This window comes from Anabaena sp. 54 (genome assembly GCF_017355725.1).
In the GTDB taxonomy this organism is placed as follows: domain Bacteria; phylum Cyanobacteriota; class Cyanobacteriia; order Cyanobacteriales; family Nostocaceae; genus Dolichospermum; species Dolichospermum heterosporum.
Window position 1 is genome coordinate 1 of the sequence record NZ_JAAVWA010000044.1, and the last position, 16,008, is coordinate 16,008.

10 protein-coding genes and 1 pseudogene are annotated in these 16,008 nt (G+C 37.9%); 5 read left to right on the top strand and 6 right to left on the bottom strand.

The features are described from left to right. Positions 1–110: 110 nt before the first annotated feature. Positions 111–509, bottom strand: a complete 399-nt coding sequence (locus HEQ36_RS24030) for a response regulator (protein WP_053537856.1) — start codon at positions 507–509, stop codon at positions 111–113. A gap of 218 nt (positions 510–727) precedes the next feature. On the opposite strand from HEQ36_RS24030, the gene HEQ36_RS24035 reads away from it, so the two are divergent. The 3 genes from HEQ36_RS24035 to HEQ36_RS24045 all read left to right on the top strand — a co-directional run bounded on the left by HEQ36_RS24035 (position 728) and on the right by HEQ36_RS24045 (position 4,847). Further along, positions 728–3,271, top strand: coding sequence for a DNA topoisomerase (ATP-hydrolyzing) subunit A (locus HEQ36_RS24035; protein ID WP_168636290.1), 2,544 nt, complete (start codon positions 728–730; stop codon positions 3,269–3,271). Positions 3,272–3,521: 250 nt separating this feature from the next. Continuing rightward, complete coding sequence (locus HEQ36_RS24040; RefSeq protein ID WP_168636291.1) at positions 3,522–3,935, top strand: hypothetical protein; 414 nt, start codon at positions 3,522–3,524, stop codon at positions 3,933–3,935. An 18-nt stretch (positions 3,936–3,953) separates the two neighbouring features. Beyond that, positions 3,954–4,847, top strand: a complete 894-nt coding sequence (locus HEQ36_RS24045) for an alpha/beta fold hydrolase (RefSeq protein WP_168636292.1) — start codon at positions 3,954–3,956, stop codon at positions 4,845–4,847. 459 nt (positions 4,848–5,306) lie between these two features. On the opposite strand, the gene HEQ36_RS24050 is transcribed toward HEQ36_RS24045, so the two are convergent. Next, on the bottom strand, positions 5,307–6,431 hold the full coding sequence (locus HEQ36_RS24050; protein ID WP_290708616.1) for a DUF262 domain-containing protein: 1,125 nt from the start codon (positions 6,429–6,431) through the stop codon (positions 5,307–5,309). Between the two features lie 403 nt (positions 6,432–6,834). Between HEQ36_RS24050 and uvrA the strand changes: the two genes are divergently transcribed. Beyond that, the gene (gene uvrA / locus HEQ36_RS24055; RefSeq protein WP_168636295.1) at positions 6,835–9,777 is read left to right on the top strand and encodes an excinuclease ABC subunit UvrA; all 2,943 of its coding nucleotides are present in this window, start codon (positions 6,835–6,837) and stop codon (positions 9,775–9,777) included. Positions 9,778–9,896: 119 nt separating this feature from the next. After that, positions 9,897–10,514 (top strand): PIN-like domain-containing protein, encoded by a 618-nt coding sequence (locus HEQ36_RS24060; protein WP_168636296.1) that lies wholly within the window; start codon positions 9,897–9,899, stop codon positions 10,512–10,514. Positions 10,515–10,709: 195 nt separating this feature from the next. Here the strand turns inward: HEQ36_RS24060 and HEQ36_RS24065 are convergent, their stop codons facing one another. The 4 genes and pseudogenes from HEQ36_RS24065 to HEQ36_RS24080 all read right to left on the bottom strand — a co-directional run bounded on the left by HEQ36_RS24065 (position 10,710) and on the right by HEQ36_RS24080 (position 15,936). Then, positions 10,710–10,979: a hypothetical protein gene (locus HEQ36_RS24065; protein ID WP_168636297.1), complete on the bottom strand. Its 270-nt coding sequence runs from the start codon at positions 10,977–10,979 to the stop codon at positions 10,710–10,712. A gap of 44 nt (positions 10,980–11,023) precedes the next feature. Next, positions 11,024–11,984 (bottom strand): annotated as a pseudogene (locus tag HEQ36_RS24070) (IS110 family transposase). Between the two features lie 394 nt (positions 11,985–12,378). After that, positions 12,379–14,844, bottom strand: a complete 2,466-nt coding sequence (recG, locus tag HEQ36_RS24075) for an ATP-dependent DNA helicase RecG (protein WP_053537847.1) — start codon at positions 14,842–14,844, stop codon at positions 12,379–12,381. A gap of 534 nt (positions 14,845–15,378) precedes the next feature. After that, a complete protein-coding gene (locus tag HEQ36_RS24080) occupies positions 15,379–15,936 on the bottom strand; it encodes a COP23 domain-containing protein (RefSeq protein WP_168636298.1) in 558 nt (185 codons plus the stop codon). Positions 15,937–16,008: the final 72 nt, after the last annotated feature.

The following is a 16,008-nucleotide window of genomic DNA, read 5'->3' on the forward strand; positions in this document are numbered from 1 at the left end:
GGGAGTGGGGGAGTGGGGGAGTGGGGGGAGTGGGGGGAGTGGGGGAGTGGGGGGAGTAGGGGAGGAGTTTTACTGATGACAACTGACAACTGACAACTGACAACGAACAACTATCCTTGTGGTAAAAGAGCCATAATTTGGTCAATAAACAGTTGGTGATCGACTACAGGCTTAGAAATATAACCATCAGCACCACTTTGGTTCAAAAAATTCTCCCGATCGCCTTCCATCGCGTGTGCTGTTACTAAAATCACTGGTAAGTTAGCTGTTAGTGGGTTAGACTTTAACATTTGTGTAATTTTGATGCCATCAACAGACTTACCTTGGTATACACTATGTGATAGGGACACATCCATCAAAATCAGGTCAATTTCATGGGATTGAGCTATTTTCATCACCTCATCTACATCTTCTGTATGTTTTACCTCCACCCCCCCACGTTTACTCAGTATTTTAGAAAAAACACGAGCATTAATTAAATCATCTTCAACAATTAGAACAGTTTTCATAAGATTTCATACTAAATAGGGCTAACATCTGATCAAAATCTATTGTATTTTTAATAATCCATAAGCATAGATCACATCAAAAATAATACTACTGCTTTTTCTCATCATGAGTATCAAGATTATGTGAGTATTTCTATTTGATCATCCGTTATGCTGTAATTTTAGAGCGTGTTATCTTCTAGCGGCTGTTGTGTAGTGAAAATTCAGGGAAAAACCTCATGGCAAAACAGTTAAACCTTCTCTCCAAGGGACAGGTCATCACCACCGCCCTGCACACCGAAATGCAACGGTCATACCTAGAATATGCCATGAGTGTGATTGTGGGGCGAGCCTTACCAGATGTTCGAGATGGATTAAAACCAGTACATAGGCGCATCTTATATGCCATGCACGAATTGGGTTTAACACCAGATCGACCTTATCGAAAATGCGCCCGTGTGGTGGGAGATGTTCTCGGTAAATATCATCCTCACGGCGATCAATCAGTTTATGATGCATTAGTTCGGTTAGTCCAAAACTTTTCCAGCCGTTATCCCCTACTCGGTGGACATGGTAACTTTGGTAGCGTGGATAATGATCCACCAGCAGCCATGCGTTACACAGAAACCCGTCTTGCACCTGTGGGACATGAAGGAATGCTGGCGGAAATTGCCGAAGAGACAGTGGAGTTTACTGGCAATTTCGACAATTCTCAACAAGAACCAACCGTACTCCCCGCTCAATTACCATTTTTGTTACTGAATGGTTGTGCGGGAATTGCTGTCGGTATGGCTACAAATATTCCCCCCCACAACTTGGGAGAAATCGTTGATGGCTTAATCGCCTTAATTGACAACCCAGATTTAACAGATGAAAAATTATTTCAATTAATTCCCGGTCCAGACTTTCCTACTGGTGGGGAAATTGTTGATCATGGTGGCATTAAAGAAGCCTATACCACCGGTAAAGGTGGTATTGTCATGCGCGGTATCGTCACAATGGAAGAAATTCCCGCCACCAGGGGAACTAAACGCCGGACAGCATTAATAGTCACTGAACTGCCCTTTCAAGTTAATAAGGCTGGTTGGATTGAAAAAATCGCCGATTTAGTCAATCAAGGTCGGTTACACGGAATTTCTGACATTCGAGATGAGAGTGACAGGGAGGGAATGCGCGTAGTTATTGAACTCAAACGCGATACCAACCCCCAAGAATTGCTCCAGCACTTGTATCACCAAACAGCTTTACAAACCACCTTTGGCGCGATTCTCTTAGCTATAGTTGACGGACAACCCCGCCAACTAACATTACGGCAACTATTACAGGAATTTCTCAAGTTTCGAGAACATACCCTCAACCGTCGCTACAGTTACGAATTAGAAAAAGCGGAAAATCGGGTAAATATCCTGGCAGGATTGTTAAAAGCTTTAGCAAATCTAGATGATGTTATCGCTATATTACGACAAGCCCCCGATGGCAGTACAGCCAAGATGACACTTTGTAGCCAGCTAGATTTAACGGAGGTACAAGCAGATGCTATTTTGTCTATGCCATTACGTCGTCTCACTGGTTTAGAACAGCAAAACTTACAACAGGAATTTGACCAACTTAACCAGGAAATTAGCGTATTGCGAACATTACTGGCAGACAGACGGGAATTACTCAAAGCCCTGAAAAAAGATTTGCGAACTCTCAAACGGAAATATAATGATCCTCGACGGACGAAAATAGTTCACACTACAGAAAAACCAGTTTCCGAAGAGAAAGGTAAAGCTAAACCAGCAGCAGTAGCCGCAGCAGAAAATTCTCCAGCAAAAATCCCCACTCCTAAACCGGAACAACCCCCAGAAGAAACCATTTTAGAAGTTACCCAACGAGGTTATGTCCGGCGAATTTCCCCCAACAGTAAAAAAACAAAAGGGGAAAATGGCTTGCTAGATCATGATTTCCTGATCCAAACTGAATTAACTAATACTCACAAAGACCTGTTAATCCTCACCAGCGGTGGTAAAGTTTACCCGATTACGGTGGGAGATATTCCCCTAACTACTGGACGTAGTTCGACTTCGCTCACTACAAGTTCAGCGCGAGGAACGCCATTGATTACGATGCTTACCAGTACCGCCCAAGGTAACACGGAAGCTATCATTACCCGGTTCTTGCTGCCAGAAAAACCCGAAACCTTGGAAATGGTTTTGTTAACTAAGGAAGGACGGATTAAACGCCTATCTTTATCAGAATTTGTGAATCTCTCACGGCGCGGAATTACAATTTTGAAGCTTAAAGATAATGATGAATTAGCGTTTACCCAATTCCTCAGCAGCGGAGAACATCTAACTTTAGCGAGTTCTAGCGGTCGTCTACTCAGGTTTCCCGTTAATGATGAACAACTACCGATTATGGGTCGGGCTGCAATGGGGTTACAAGCTTTCCGCCTTTTGAAAAATCAGCAAATGGTTGGTTGTGTCAATGTCAGTAAACATCATCAATTATTGTTGGTGACTGAGGAAGGATATGGCAAAATTATGGCTGCAAATCAGTTGAGGGCGGCGAATCGGGGGGATTTAGGAATACAACTTTTGAAATTTAATAATAAAACGGACAATTTAGCGGCTATGGTTCCCGCAAAACCAGGTTCAGAGGTCGCATTATTAACAAATAAGGAGCGAGTAATTCGCGTATCGGTAGATGCAGTTCCTAATCTCAACAAAGATAGTAGGGGTGAAAGTATTTGTCAACTTAACAGGGATGAGAGGATTATTAGTGTGGTGGAGGTAGAGTAGGGTTATAAGAACCCCACCCCCATCCCCCTCCCCGCAAGCGAGGAGGGGGCTATGATGTAAGTAATTGGGAAATCGCTGTAAACTAAAATTTACTAAAAAATTTTCGGGTTATTTAGTCATCAAAAGACAACTTTTGCTATGAGACTGGGAATTCATTCCCAGGCGGGTTAAAGGTTTTTTGTCTACGGAATTTGTATGGTTATATCACGTAAGCTAATCGCCGGATGTTTTTTAAACATTTTCTAAAATTATGCCTCTTAAACTCACTGATTGGGATCAAGATTTACCAATAGAACAAGATGAAGAATATCAAGCCTTTATTCGTACACTTCAGTTTACAGAAGGCTTTGGTATATTATTTGTGCGTTGTTCTCCGGCCGGAGGTGAACAATTAATTAGTCAAGTAAAAGCAGATATTCATAATCAAAATATAGAAGTGATCAAATTAGATAAAGATGTGACTAATTTATATGAAGTAATTGATAAATTACCTAACAAAAACAATATCAATATATTATTTATTACAGGCTTAGAGTCTTCATTTTATAAATACGAAGAAGCCAAAACTTTAGCAGGTTGGACTAGTCGAGAAACTCATCTACGTTTTACGTTTTTTCAGGAAGCCCTAGATAAACTCTGGCAATATGCTGTATATTTTTATTAATTGAAATTTGATAGAAAAATGACAACTACAACTGAGCATTTACAAATTTTAGAAAAACGGGTTTGGATTTGGAGAGATTACCAAATTCAATATACTGTGATGGGTACAGGACGGCCTTTGGTACTAATTCACGGTTTTGGTGCGTCCATTGGTCATTGGCGCAAAAATATCCCGGTTTTGGCTAATGCTGGTTATCAGGTGTTTGCCTTAGATTTGTTGGGATTTGGTGGTTCTGATAAAGCTGTTATAGATTATAGCATGAATGTGTGGGCAGAATTATTAAAAGATTTTTGCAATGCACATATTCAAACACCAGCAATATTTATTGGTAATTCTATTGGCGCTCTTTTAAGTTTAATTGTTTTAACAGAATATCCAGAAATTGCGGCTGGAGGGGTCTTAATTAACTCTGCTGGTGGTTTGAGTCACCGTCCCCATGAATTAAATCCAGTTTTGCGAGTTGTAATGGCAACTTTTAACAAATTAGTGGCTAACCCAGTTACAGGTAAATTCGTTTTTAACCGTATTCGTCAAAAATCGCAAATTCGCCGGACTTTATATCAAGTATATAGCGATCGCACTGCGGTGACAGATGAACTTGTAGATTTACTTTATAACCCATCTTGTGACCCAGGAGCGCAAGAAGTTTTTGCTTCTATTCTCACTGCACCTCCCGGTCCTAGTCCAGAGGAATTATTACCGAAGTTGGAATTTCCGTTATTAGTAATTTGGGGTGCAGAAGATCCTTGGACACCCATTACGGGAGCGAATATCTATGAAGCAGCGCGAGAAAATGGTCAAAATATTAAAGTTGTTCCTATTCCCGGCGCTGGACATTGTCCCCATGATGAAGTTCCAGATATTGTGAATAGTGAAATTATTGATTGGTTAGGACAGGTAATTGATAATTAGTGATTTCTTAAACAGCAGAAGTTCAATAATTAGGCTATAAATCTCATGTAACTCCAGTAAATAGTGGAATAAAACATTGGATATTATGGATATAAGTCTATTTAGAGACTTCCAAATAAAAAAATGTCCCAAAACTGATGCAAAAATTCTCTCTCTGTGTACTCTGTGCCTCTGTGGTTCGTTTCTTGGGATAATTTATTTCTTGGAAGTCTCTTATTGAATTTTAATACCAATATAGCCAATCATAATTTCAGTTGGTTTTAAAGGATAAAAATACAATCTCCATGCACCCGGAGTCATGCGAATATGCAAACTAAATAATCTTGCTTCTCCGTTAGAATTTTAATTTCATTCATTTGACTTTGTATTTCAAAAAAGTGTAATTGTACATCTTCTGGCTTAATTTTACCACCATGAACAGCAATTCTTATACCATTTAGAATATGATCACTATGACTTTCAATAATTACCTGAATCCCATGATTTGCTGCTAAAGTCTCCAGCACTTTTATATAAGATACTATCAAACTTACCATTTTCTTGTTCTTTTAATAAAACTTTAAGTAAATCTTCTTTTCTTTGTTTAAGAATATTGATTTCCTGATCATTTAATTTAGCCAGGTTAATTGACCATGCTTCCAGTAGTGCTTTATTGATAGGATATCTTGGTTTCTCTCTTGGCTTCCTAAATGCTTGTCCCTCAAATAAATCATAAGCAAGATTCATAATTAACAAAAATCTTTGTTTAATGTTCTCTATTTCAGAATCATCCATTTGATTCATTTCGGTCATTTTTTTATCTAAAAAATAATCATAATCTTTGAAAGTCAGGTTATCTATATTACTTGTCATTAAAGATAAAACTTTTAAAATACATTCTTGATCAATCATCCTTTTATCTTTAATTCCCTTATCTGTTGTTTTTTTAAATTCTGGAGATTCAGAAAGTTCTTTTAATAAATTTGTGATTTTATTTGAAGAGTTTTTAGCATAACGCATTTCCTGAGCAGAAAGTGCAGTTCCTCCTTGATTAATCCGTTTAAATATATTAAAAGTAATTTCGGGTGATGTTCCTCTTAAAAGTAAATATACTGTTAGTTTTGTTTCTTTAATTCTTCTTTTCCACCGAGGTGTAAGTTCCTGATATTTTTTACCATGTAAATCAGTGAAAAAATCTAATCCATTCAGATTAAAACTTTGATCAGTGACAAATTCCTTAAATGTTGTTATTCTTTGGATTCCATCTATGACTAACCATTGATCATCATTAGTTGCATCAATATAAAAAGCAGGTAAAGGAATTTGCAATAAAAGAGATTCAATTAACCGACTTTTTGCAGTTCTAGTCCAAATACCTTCTTTTCGTTGAAATTCAGGTGTGATCATTCGATGATTATTTAATCTGTCCAGAATTTGCTGTACGGTCATGATATTAGTTCCCATACTAATGCAAGTCGGATCAAATCCTTGAGAAAGAGTTGGTTCTTCTTCTTCCTCTTCCTCTTCCTCTTCCTCTTCAATATCTATATCTTCCTCATATTCTGAATTAATATTATTTTGTTGCAAATAGTTTGTTTCTGTCATAATTATATTCTTAAATTATTGCTTGTACTTCCTCTACTAATGTATTTTTGCCCTCGACGGGATACCAAAATAAATCTCCAGCTACAAATACATTTGGAGCATTAGCAAACAGATAGTCTCAGTTTTGCTGAATTTCTACAAGAATAGGAAACTGAATTGTGTTATTTGCCACCAGTTGTCCGTCACAATCTGAGTAAATGACCTCTAGCTGGGCTGGTGCTGCGATTTGTGAAACCATAACTCTATCCTCAGCAAGATTTTTTCTAATTATCTACTAAATCAAGAAAATATAAAGTGATATCCTGGTTAGAAAATTAAGATGATTGATACTTTACTATAACCTGAGTAAAGATAGTATTATTAAGGATTGTTTCACTGTGTAACCTTTCCTTAGCCTGTCAATATGTCAGAAAACCTAGCTGCTTCTTTAAACGATGTGCTTCCAAACGCTCACAATAGCCAAAATACTATCCGCATTCGGGGTGCTAGGCAGCATAATCTGAAAAATATTGATTTGGAATTACCCCGCGATCGCCTGATTGTCTTTACTGGCGTTTCTGGTTCGGGTAAGTCTTCTTTGGCGTTCGATACCATTTTCGCCGAAGGTCAACGCCGTTATGTGGAATCTCTCAGTGCCTATGCTCGGCAATTTTTGGGACAGTTGGATAAACCCGACGTTGAAGCAATTGAAGGTTTAAGTCCGGCAATTTCCATTGACCAAAAATCAACTTCCCATAATCCCCGTTCAACTGTGGGGACGGTGACGGAAATTTATGATTATTTGCGATTGTTGTATGGTCGGGCGGGTGAACCTCATTGTCCCATGTGCGATCGCTCTATTGCCCCTCAGACCATTGACCAGATGTGCGATCGCATCATGGAACTTCCCGACCGTACCCGCTTCCAAATTCTAGCCCCTGTAGTCCGGGGGAAAAAGGGAACTCACCGCAAATTAATTTCCGGTTTAGCCGCCCAAGGATTTGTCCGCATTCGGGTAAATGGAGAGGTGCGAGAGCTATCAGATTCCATTGAGTTAGATAAAAATAACACACATACTATAGAACTGGTTATTGACAGATTAGTTAAGAAAGATGGTATTCAAGAGCGTTTGGTAGATTCTCTAGCAACTTGTCTTAAGCAATCTAACGGAATTGCCACAATTGAGGTATTAAAAGATACATTGGATAAGATAGCGCTGGAGCGGTCTGATAGTAAGTATATAGCAACTGAGGCAGAAAATCAAGGTATTTCCGCACAAGAATTACCCACAGAAATGGTGTTTTCGGAAAACTTTGCTTGTCCCGAACATGGTGCGGTAATGGAAGAATTATCCCCCCGGTTGTTTTCTTTTAATTCCCCTTATGGTGCTTGTCCCCATTGTCATGGGATTGGGACTTTAAGAAGATTTTCCCCGGAATTGGTTGTCCCTAATCCAGATTCGCCCATGTATGCAGCGATCGCTCCTTGGTCAGAAAAGGAAAACTCCTATTATTTGGAGTTGTTATATGCTGTGGGGTTGAATTATGGCTTTGAGTTACAAACTCAATGGGGGAAGTTGACACCGGAACAGCAAAAAGTTGTCTTGTATGGGGAAGAGAAACGAACCACAGAGGCGCAGAGGTCGCAGAGTTTTAAGGGTGTAATTCCCATTTTACAAAGACAGTATGAAGGGGGAACGGAGTTAGTTAAACAGAAATTAGAAGAATATTTAATTGACCAACCCTGTGAAGTTTGTGGTGGGAAAAGATTAAAACCCGAAGCCTTAGCTGTGAAGTTGGGACAATATGGGATTTTAGATTTTACCAGTGTTTCCATTCGGGAATGTCGGGAAAGAATCGAAAAATTAAAATTGAGTGCTAGACAAACTCAAATAGCTGATTTAGTTCTCAGAGAAGTTAAAGCCAGATTACAATTTTTATTAGATGTTGGCTTAGATTATCTCACCTTAGATCGTCCCGCCATGACATTATCAGGTGGAGAAGCCCAACGCATTCGATTAGCCACACAAATCGGTTCAGGACTAACAGGAGTTCTTTACGTTTTAGATGAACCAAGCATTGGGTTACATCAAAGAGATAACGGAAAATTACTCAAAACATTAACCAAATTACGCGACTTAGGAAATACCTTAATAGTTGTGGAACATGATGAAGAAACTATCCGCGCTGCTAACTATATAGTTGATATTGGTCCCGGTGCAGGAATTCATGGGGGAAATATTATTTCCCAAGGCAGTTTTGAGGATTTACTCAACGCAGAAGCATCTTTAACTGGTGCTTACCTATCAGGAAGAAGAGTGATCACTACCCCAGCTAAAAGACGAGAAGGAAATGGCCGCGCCTTAACTATTAGAAATGCCCATCGTAACAACTTACAAAATATAGATGTAGAAATTCCCTTGGGAAAACTTGTCTCCGTTACAGGTGTTTCTGGTTCAGGAAAATCTACCTTAATTAACGAATTACTTTATCCAGCCTTACAACATCATTTACTGAAAAAAGCTCCCGCACCCAAAGACATGGATGAAATCAAGGGTTTAAACTGCGTTGATAAAGCCATTGTCATTGACCAATCACCCATTGGGAGAACTCCCCGTTCTAACCCTGCAACTTACACCGGAGTTTTCGATATTATTCGTGATGTCTTTTCCCAAACCGTAGAAGCCAAAACTAGAGGTTACAAACCTGGACAATTTTCTTTTAATGTCAAAGGTGGACGTTGCGAAGCTTGTAGTGGACAAGGTGTAAACGTTATCGAAATGAACTTTTTACCTGACGTTTATGTGCAATGTGAAATTTGCAAAGGTGCGAGATATAACCGGGAAACTCTCCAAGTTAAATATAAAGATAAATCAATTTCTGATGTTTTGAATATGACCGTTGAAGAAGCATTAGATTTTTGTCAAAACATTCCCAAAGCCGTAACTAGATTACAAACTCTATTTGATGTTGGTTTGGGTTACGTGCAATTAGGACAACCAGCCACAACCTTATCCGGTGGAGAAGCACAACGGGTGAAATTAGCCACAGAATTATCTCGACGTGCCACAGGAAAAACACTTTATTTAATTGATGAACCCACCACAGGTTTATCTTTTTATGATGTCCACAAATTGTTGGACGTTTTACAAAGATTGGTAGATAAAGGCAATTCAATTTTAGTGATTGAACATAATTTAGATGTAATTCGTTGTTCTGATTGGGTGATAGATTTAGGACCAGAAGGAGGAGATAAAGGCGGAGAACTGATTGCTGCGGGAACGCCAGAAGAAGTGGCAAAAAATCCGCGTTCTTATACTGGTCAATATTTACAGCAGGTATTAGCACAATATCCAGCAGTGGGGTGATTTTTTCTCATGCAAAGAGGCAGAGGAAAGAGTACGAAGAGAGGACTTTGCTGGGAGTTCCTCTTTTTCAGTTACGTGTTATAGTTGTATTTATACAAATTACACTTTAAGCATATATTATGCGTGATTTATTCCCTGGCTATTATCAGCCTACAAAAGAAGAGTTTACTGAACTATGGAAGGAATGTGTTTTTTCTTTTGATACAAATGTTTTATTACATATTTATCGTTACTCTCCTAAAACAAGAAAAAGATTGTTTGATATTCTCCAAAAGCTTCAAGAAAGAATTTGGATTCCACATCAGGTAGTTTACGAGATTCATAAGAATCGCTTAACCGTAATATCTGATCAGTCATTAGCTTATAAAGACATCGAAATTATTTTAGAGAAGAATCTAACTATAGGCTCATTAAAAGAGCAGCTATTCAAGAAGTATAAAAGGCATCCTTTTATTGATATAAAGCAAATTATCGAAGAAATTGAAGGAGCTATTACTAAAACAAAAGATGATTTACAAGCTGCAAAGCAAGAACATCCTGATTTTCAAGAAAATGATGAACTGTGGAATCAATTAATAGCCATTATAAATGGTAAGGTCGGATATAGAATTGCAAATATTTACCACAGCACAAAGCTTGTCTATGTATACAAAAGGAGAACTACAAAGAAAACTGCAAGTTATAAAAGAAGAGCAAGCTTGGCTCAAAATAGAACTAAAACGATTCAAGTTAAATGAAGATAAATTTGATATTACTCCTATTAGCACATTACGAGCTTATGACAAACTTATAACCCTACAAAAAGTACAAAGTCTTGTGGAAGAAAAACTAGCAGAATTAGAATAGATGAACCTAAAATTTAAAAACTCTTAATCCCTTTTCCTTCTTCCTCCCTCTTCCTTCGTGTCCTTTGCGTCTTCGTGGTTCAATTACTACCCACCCTCAATATCAACGGGAAAATATATGACTAAAAATAATTTATTTACCCGCAAAAAACTCCAGCTATTATTAGCAATTCTGAGTTTCGCTACTTTTTCCCTTTTACCTATTCTCCCATAAAAAGCCAAAAATATCCCCTTATCTGTAGCGACTGTCTTGATTGTCAAGCGATCGTTAAGGAAAAATTTAAAGTCTAGGAAAAAAGTCAGAAAATAGAGGAGAAAAACAGAACAGAACAAAACAGGTAAATTATAGATTGCCATAAATTACCAAACTAGATTGGAGGTATAAAAACGACAGTAGAACTTTATGCAGAAATTGGTTGTGAGTCTTGAGAAATAGACCAAGGAAGATGATCTCGAATCATCGCATTTAAAATAACTAACATTTTATGAACGCAAGCAGTAATGGCCAATTTTTTGGGTTTACCACGTTCAACCAAGCGCTCATAAAAAGTTTTGATAACAGGATTATGACGCATGGCAACAACAGCACCCATATAAAGAATGGCACGAACATGGGCGCGACCACCATTAATCATGCGCTTACCTTTGTGCTGACCACTATCATGATTAATTGGTGCAACACCAACTAAGCGAGAGATTTGTTTGGCAGTTAATTGACCTAATTCTGGTAAGTCAGAAACTAAAGTGGTAGAAATTACTTGACCAATGCCAGGAGTAGTTTTGAGTAGATTGACTTTATCAATCCATTGTTGATTATTTTGGGTCAACGTCTCAATTTCTTGATTGAGTTGTTGAAGATGTTGCTCAAGATAATCAATATGGGATTCAATATCTGTCAAAGCTTTACCACGAGCGCGGTCACGGCGATTCTTTTCCGCTGTAGACATTTCTACTAATTGTCTTCGGCGACTAATTAATTCGCCTAATTGACGTGACATTTCACAATCAAAATGCTAACACCTCCGGTTTCATTGCTTCACCGAAATGCGCCAAAATCTGTGCATCAATGGCATCGGTTTTGGCTAACTTACCTGTAGCTTTAGCAAAGTCTCTTCCCTGACGAGGATTGATTAATGCTACTGGTAAAAGAGCCGCTTGCAATTGAATGATTAATTCTGTTTCTAGTCCTCCTGTTGCTTCCAGTACGATTAGGTTTAAATCGTTAGATTGAAGTTGCTTAACTAGATTAGCTATTTCTGTTTCAGTATTAGCAAATTGAAATGCTTTACCCATTGGACGGATATAAACATCAAGTGTTGCTTTACTTACGTCAATGCCTACCCATTGGGAGATATAATCCATTTTTAACTCTCCAATTTCAATTACTTCTTTTTAATTTGTTTTGTTTTTATTCATCCCCTTGATTTCACTCATCCTTGCACGATACGGGCTATATTATCTATGTCTTTGTTCATAGTTTTTACCCCAGGCGACTGTTCGAGTTCTGTCATGGAGATTGTTGTGGTGATCCTTGCTACAAAGCGGTCTTTTCTGACCCAGGTTGGGACGGTCTACCACTTCTTCTAACATACCTCTAAGATACAAGGTTGGGTTGACGCAAGGAAACCCAACATTAAGAACTTTCAACAGCTACAAACGAATAATTTAAGTTAGAAAATATGAGATTTCACGACATATTTACCACTACTGATTTTGGATACATGATCAAGGATTTATAAAACATCCTCTAAGAAAATTACGTCAAAATTGCTCCCCCCATTAACCGCTCATACCTATACCTTAACTCATCCTGCATTAATGGCCAACGCGCCAAACTTGCATCCATATCAATCACTTTTTCTGCTGCTTGTCGCGCTAACAGCAAAATGTCCTCATCTTCCACCAAACTAGCTAAAGTAAAATCTGCTACACCAGATTGACGAGTTCCCATCACCTCCCCAGGACCGCGAAACCGCATATCCATTTCCGAGATAAAAAACCCATCTTGGGACTGTTCCAACACCTTCAAACGTTGTTGAGCATCAGGGCTTCTGGTACTACTCATTAATAAACAATAGGATTGCGCTGCACCCCGTCCCACTCGCCCCCGCAATTGGTGCAATTGTGATAAACCGAATCTTTCCGCGTGTTCAATCAGCATAACGGTGGCATTAGGTACATCCACGCCCACCTCAATCACAGTCGTAGAAACAATGATTTGAGTTTCATTATCACGAAATTTATTAATTGCTTCTTCTTTTTCGGCTGAAGTCATGCGTCCATGCAATAACCCAACTTGAAAATCAGGAAACACACTTTCTTGTAACTTCTGATGTTCATCTACAGCCGAACGCAAATCTAATTTTTCTGATTCTTCTACCAAAGGTAAAACTATATAAACTTGTCTACCTTGGGCAACTTCTCGGCGGATTAAATCATAAGCTTGGGGACGTTGTTGTCCACTTAACATCGTGGTTTTAATTTGTTGTCTTCCTGGTGGTAATTCATCAATTTGACTAACATCTAAATCCCCATGTACAGTTAATGCTAATGTCCGAGGAATGGGTGTAGCTGTCATCGTTAAAACATGAGGTTGTTCGCCTTTTTGCTGTAACTTTGCTCTTTGTTGTACACCAAACCGATGCTGTTCATCTATGACAACCAAACCCAAACGTTGAAAATTAACTTTATCTTGAATTAAGGCGTGTGTTCCTACCAATAAAGGTAATTCACCTGTTTCTAACTGGGAATGAATTTCTCTTCTTTTAGCTACTTTTGTCGAACCTGTTAATAATTCGACTGGTAAATGGAGGAGATTAAACCAACTTACTAATTTACGATAATGTTGTTCTGCTAATACTTCCGTAGGAGCCATTAACGCCGCTTGATAACCTGATTGAATTGCTGCCAAAATAGCAATAACAGCAACAACAGTTTTCCCTGAACCAACATCACCTTGGACTAAGCGATTCATAGCTACAGGTTTTTGTAAATCGGTGAGAATTTCATTCACAACTCTCTGTTGTGCGCCGGTTAATTGAAAAGGGAGAATTTCGTCGAATTGTTCTAATAATTTGCCTGTGGGTGCAAGTATGGCACTGGTTTGAATTTCTCGCGCTTTTTTTTGCCGTTGCAGTAAGCCAAGTTGTAAATAGAAAAATTCATCAAATACTAACCGACGACGGGCAATTTTTAAAGAGTCACTATCTTTGGGAAAATGAATATTAGGAATTGCCTCTTTCAATTCCATCAAAGCATATTTTTCTCGTAAACCTTTAGGCAAAGGATCTTTTAAATTCACTGCTGCTGTTAAAGCCGTCATTACAGCCTGTCTGACTGTATTAGCCATTACTCCTTCGGTCAAGGCATAAATAGGGACAACTCGCCCAATAGTTAAAGAATCAATAGGATCTCCTGGATTTGCCAAAACTTCTAATTCTGGATTATCCAAAGTTAAACCATATTTACCACCTTTGACTAATCCACAAGCTGCCAACATACTACCTACAGGATAGTTGCGTTTTAAACTTTCTTGCCAACCACGACTACTAAAACGCGCACCTGCGTAAAAACGGGTAACTTTAATTTGTCCGGTATTGTCTTTTAAAATTAATTCTAAAATTGATAACTTCTTATTTTTAGGACTGGTGAAAAAGTTAAATCTTTTAACTGTTGCTATGATAGTTACTGTTTCCCCCCCTTCTAATTCACTAATATTCACCTGACGGGCATAATCAATATGATCACGAGGATAATAAAACAATAAATTCCGAACAGTATGTAAATCCAACCGCGCTAAACTATCAGATTTTTTAATGCCAATTTCTGGTAAATCTCTAAGTTTTTTATCCAGTGTTGGTGCTAATTTTTTACTAATTTCGGCAACAATTGGCGTGGTGGGATGTTGGTTTTTAGATTCGTAATTTATTTTGGTTTCTTCTGTTTCTAGTTCTTGTTGAAGTTGATTTAGATATCTTCTAATTTCTGCTACTAAGTGTTGTCTTTCTGGTAATGTTAAATTTGGATAGTTGGCAAATTCCATTCCTACTTGATGCCAGCGGGGTCTTTCTTTTGGTGGTAAGGCAGTTGGGAAATTACCAAAAGTCAAACACAGAAATTCACTAAAGCGATACTGCTTACCTATTAAATCTATAAAGCCTTTTTCTGCCTCAAACGCCAAGGCTTTATTTAATCTTATCCAATCGGGTATTTCATTAGTCATTAAACATCTCCAAAATACTAAAATTCCTCTTTTATTCTCGTTTATCTAGTCTACGCTTATATAATTCAGTACACTTTTAATTATAGGTTCATGACTATTGACAATAGATAGAAAATATAATAAGACAAAATATATATCATGTTTTGATAAAAAATATCCATTAAAAATAATAGAGAAAGTCCAGCGCAAGTATAGCACTTTTGAGCAAATATAATAAAACCTATCGATCTAGGTCAGAACATCCGCTAAAAATATAGGTTTTTCTCGTTCCCATACTCTGTATGGGAATGAATTCTAGAAAGCTCTGCCTTCAATGATAGCAGAGGAAGAGCCTCTGTGATAGCATTCCTAGTCAGAGACTGGGAACGAGATTAACCTACGAAGATGGGTTTTGTCTGTGTATACTTCGCAAAGTCACAATTTGAGCCTTTGCTTAAAGGGGATATATAGATGTAAAAACGCAAGTTATGACCTTCTCAAGTATAACTGTGATTGCTAGTCGCTGAGTAATAAATTAGACTTTTCAACCAAACTCTAAGAAAATATTTTCTGCCAGAATGGTCTTGGTTGAATTTCGGGGTAAAACATTTGTCTGTATCCTTTAACAACATCGCTTAAATCCTTTTGCTTAAATTTAGCTAACTTAGCATCTACAATTTGAGCTAAATTTTTGTCTAAATTTTCCTTAGCTTCTGATTTGACCGAAAACAATTTTTCTCCTGAACCGCAATTACCGTCCACAGCTTTAGCCAAGCAAATTGATATTGGACGATTGGATTGATTGCCATCAACTACTATATTAAAATTTAGTCCTTTATTGTAATATTCGTTGAATTTATTGGCTGCATTGTCACAATCTCCCTTAATATCCTTTGATTCGATATACTTGCTATCCCAGTGAATTAGCGGTATTTTTTTCGTTGTTTTGGAATTATAAGCAAAGGTGGTTCGTTTACCTTCAATTCTGCCACATTGAAATAAGTCTTTACTCGTAGGATTGGACTGACTAAAGGTTGGGGTAGCTGTAAGTGCGATCGCTGTAGGCATCACTACCATCGTCAAACCCATGAACAATGATTTTTTAAGTGTCATATAGCTTATGTAGTGTAACTAAATTGGTATTTATAAGAAATATAGCGAATTATTTGACTATTGTCTACTATT

Excerpts from the sequence above, each read along its gene's own strand:
- HEQ36_RS24030 (WP_053537856.1), bottom strand. The coding sequence starts at position 509 with ATGAAAACTGTTCTAATTGTTGAAGATGATTTAATTAATGCTCGTGTT.
- HEQ36_RS24035 (WP_168636290.1), top strand. The coding sequence starts at position 728 with ATGGCAAAACAGTTAAACCTTCTCTCCAAGGGACAGGTCATCACCACC.
- HEQ36_RS24040 (WP_168636291.1), top strand. The coding sequence starts at position 3,522 with ATGCCTCTTAAACTCACTGATTGGGATCAAGATTTACCAATAGAACAA.
- HEQ36_RS24045 (WP_168636292.1), top strand. The coding sequence starts at position 3,954 with ATGACAACTACAACTGAGCATTTACAAATTTTAGAAAAACGGGTTTGG.
- HEQ36_RS24050 (WP_290708616.1), bottom strand. The coding sequence starts at position 6,431 with ATGACAGAAACAAACTATTTGCAACAAAATAATATTAATTCAGAATAT.
- uvrA (WP_168636295.1), top strand. The coding sequence starts at position 6,835 with ATGTCAGAAAACCTAGCTGCTTCTTTAAACGATGTGCTTCCAAACGCT.
- HEQ36_RS24060 (WP_168636296.1), top strand. The coding sequence starts at position 9,897 with ATGCGTGATTTATTCCCTGGCTATTATCAGCCTACAAAAGAAGAGTTT.
- HEQ36_RS24065 (WP_168636297.1), bottom strand. The coding sequence starts at position 10,979 with ATGGCAATCTATAATTTACCTGTTTTGTTCTGTTCTGTTTTTCTCCTC.
- recG (WP_053537847.1), bottom strand. The coding sequence starts at position 14,844 with ATGACTAATGAAATACCCGATTGGATAAGATTAAATAAAGCCTTGGCG.
- HEQ36_RS24080 (WP_168636298.1), bottom strand. The coding sequence starts at position 15,936 with ATGACACTTAAAAAATCATTGTTCATGGGTTTGACGATGGTAGTGATG.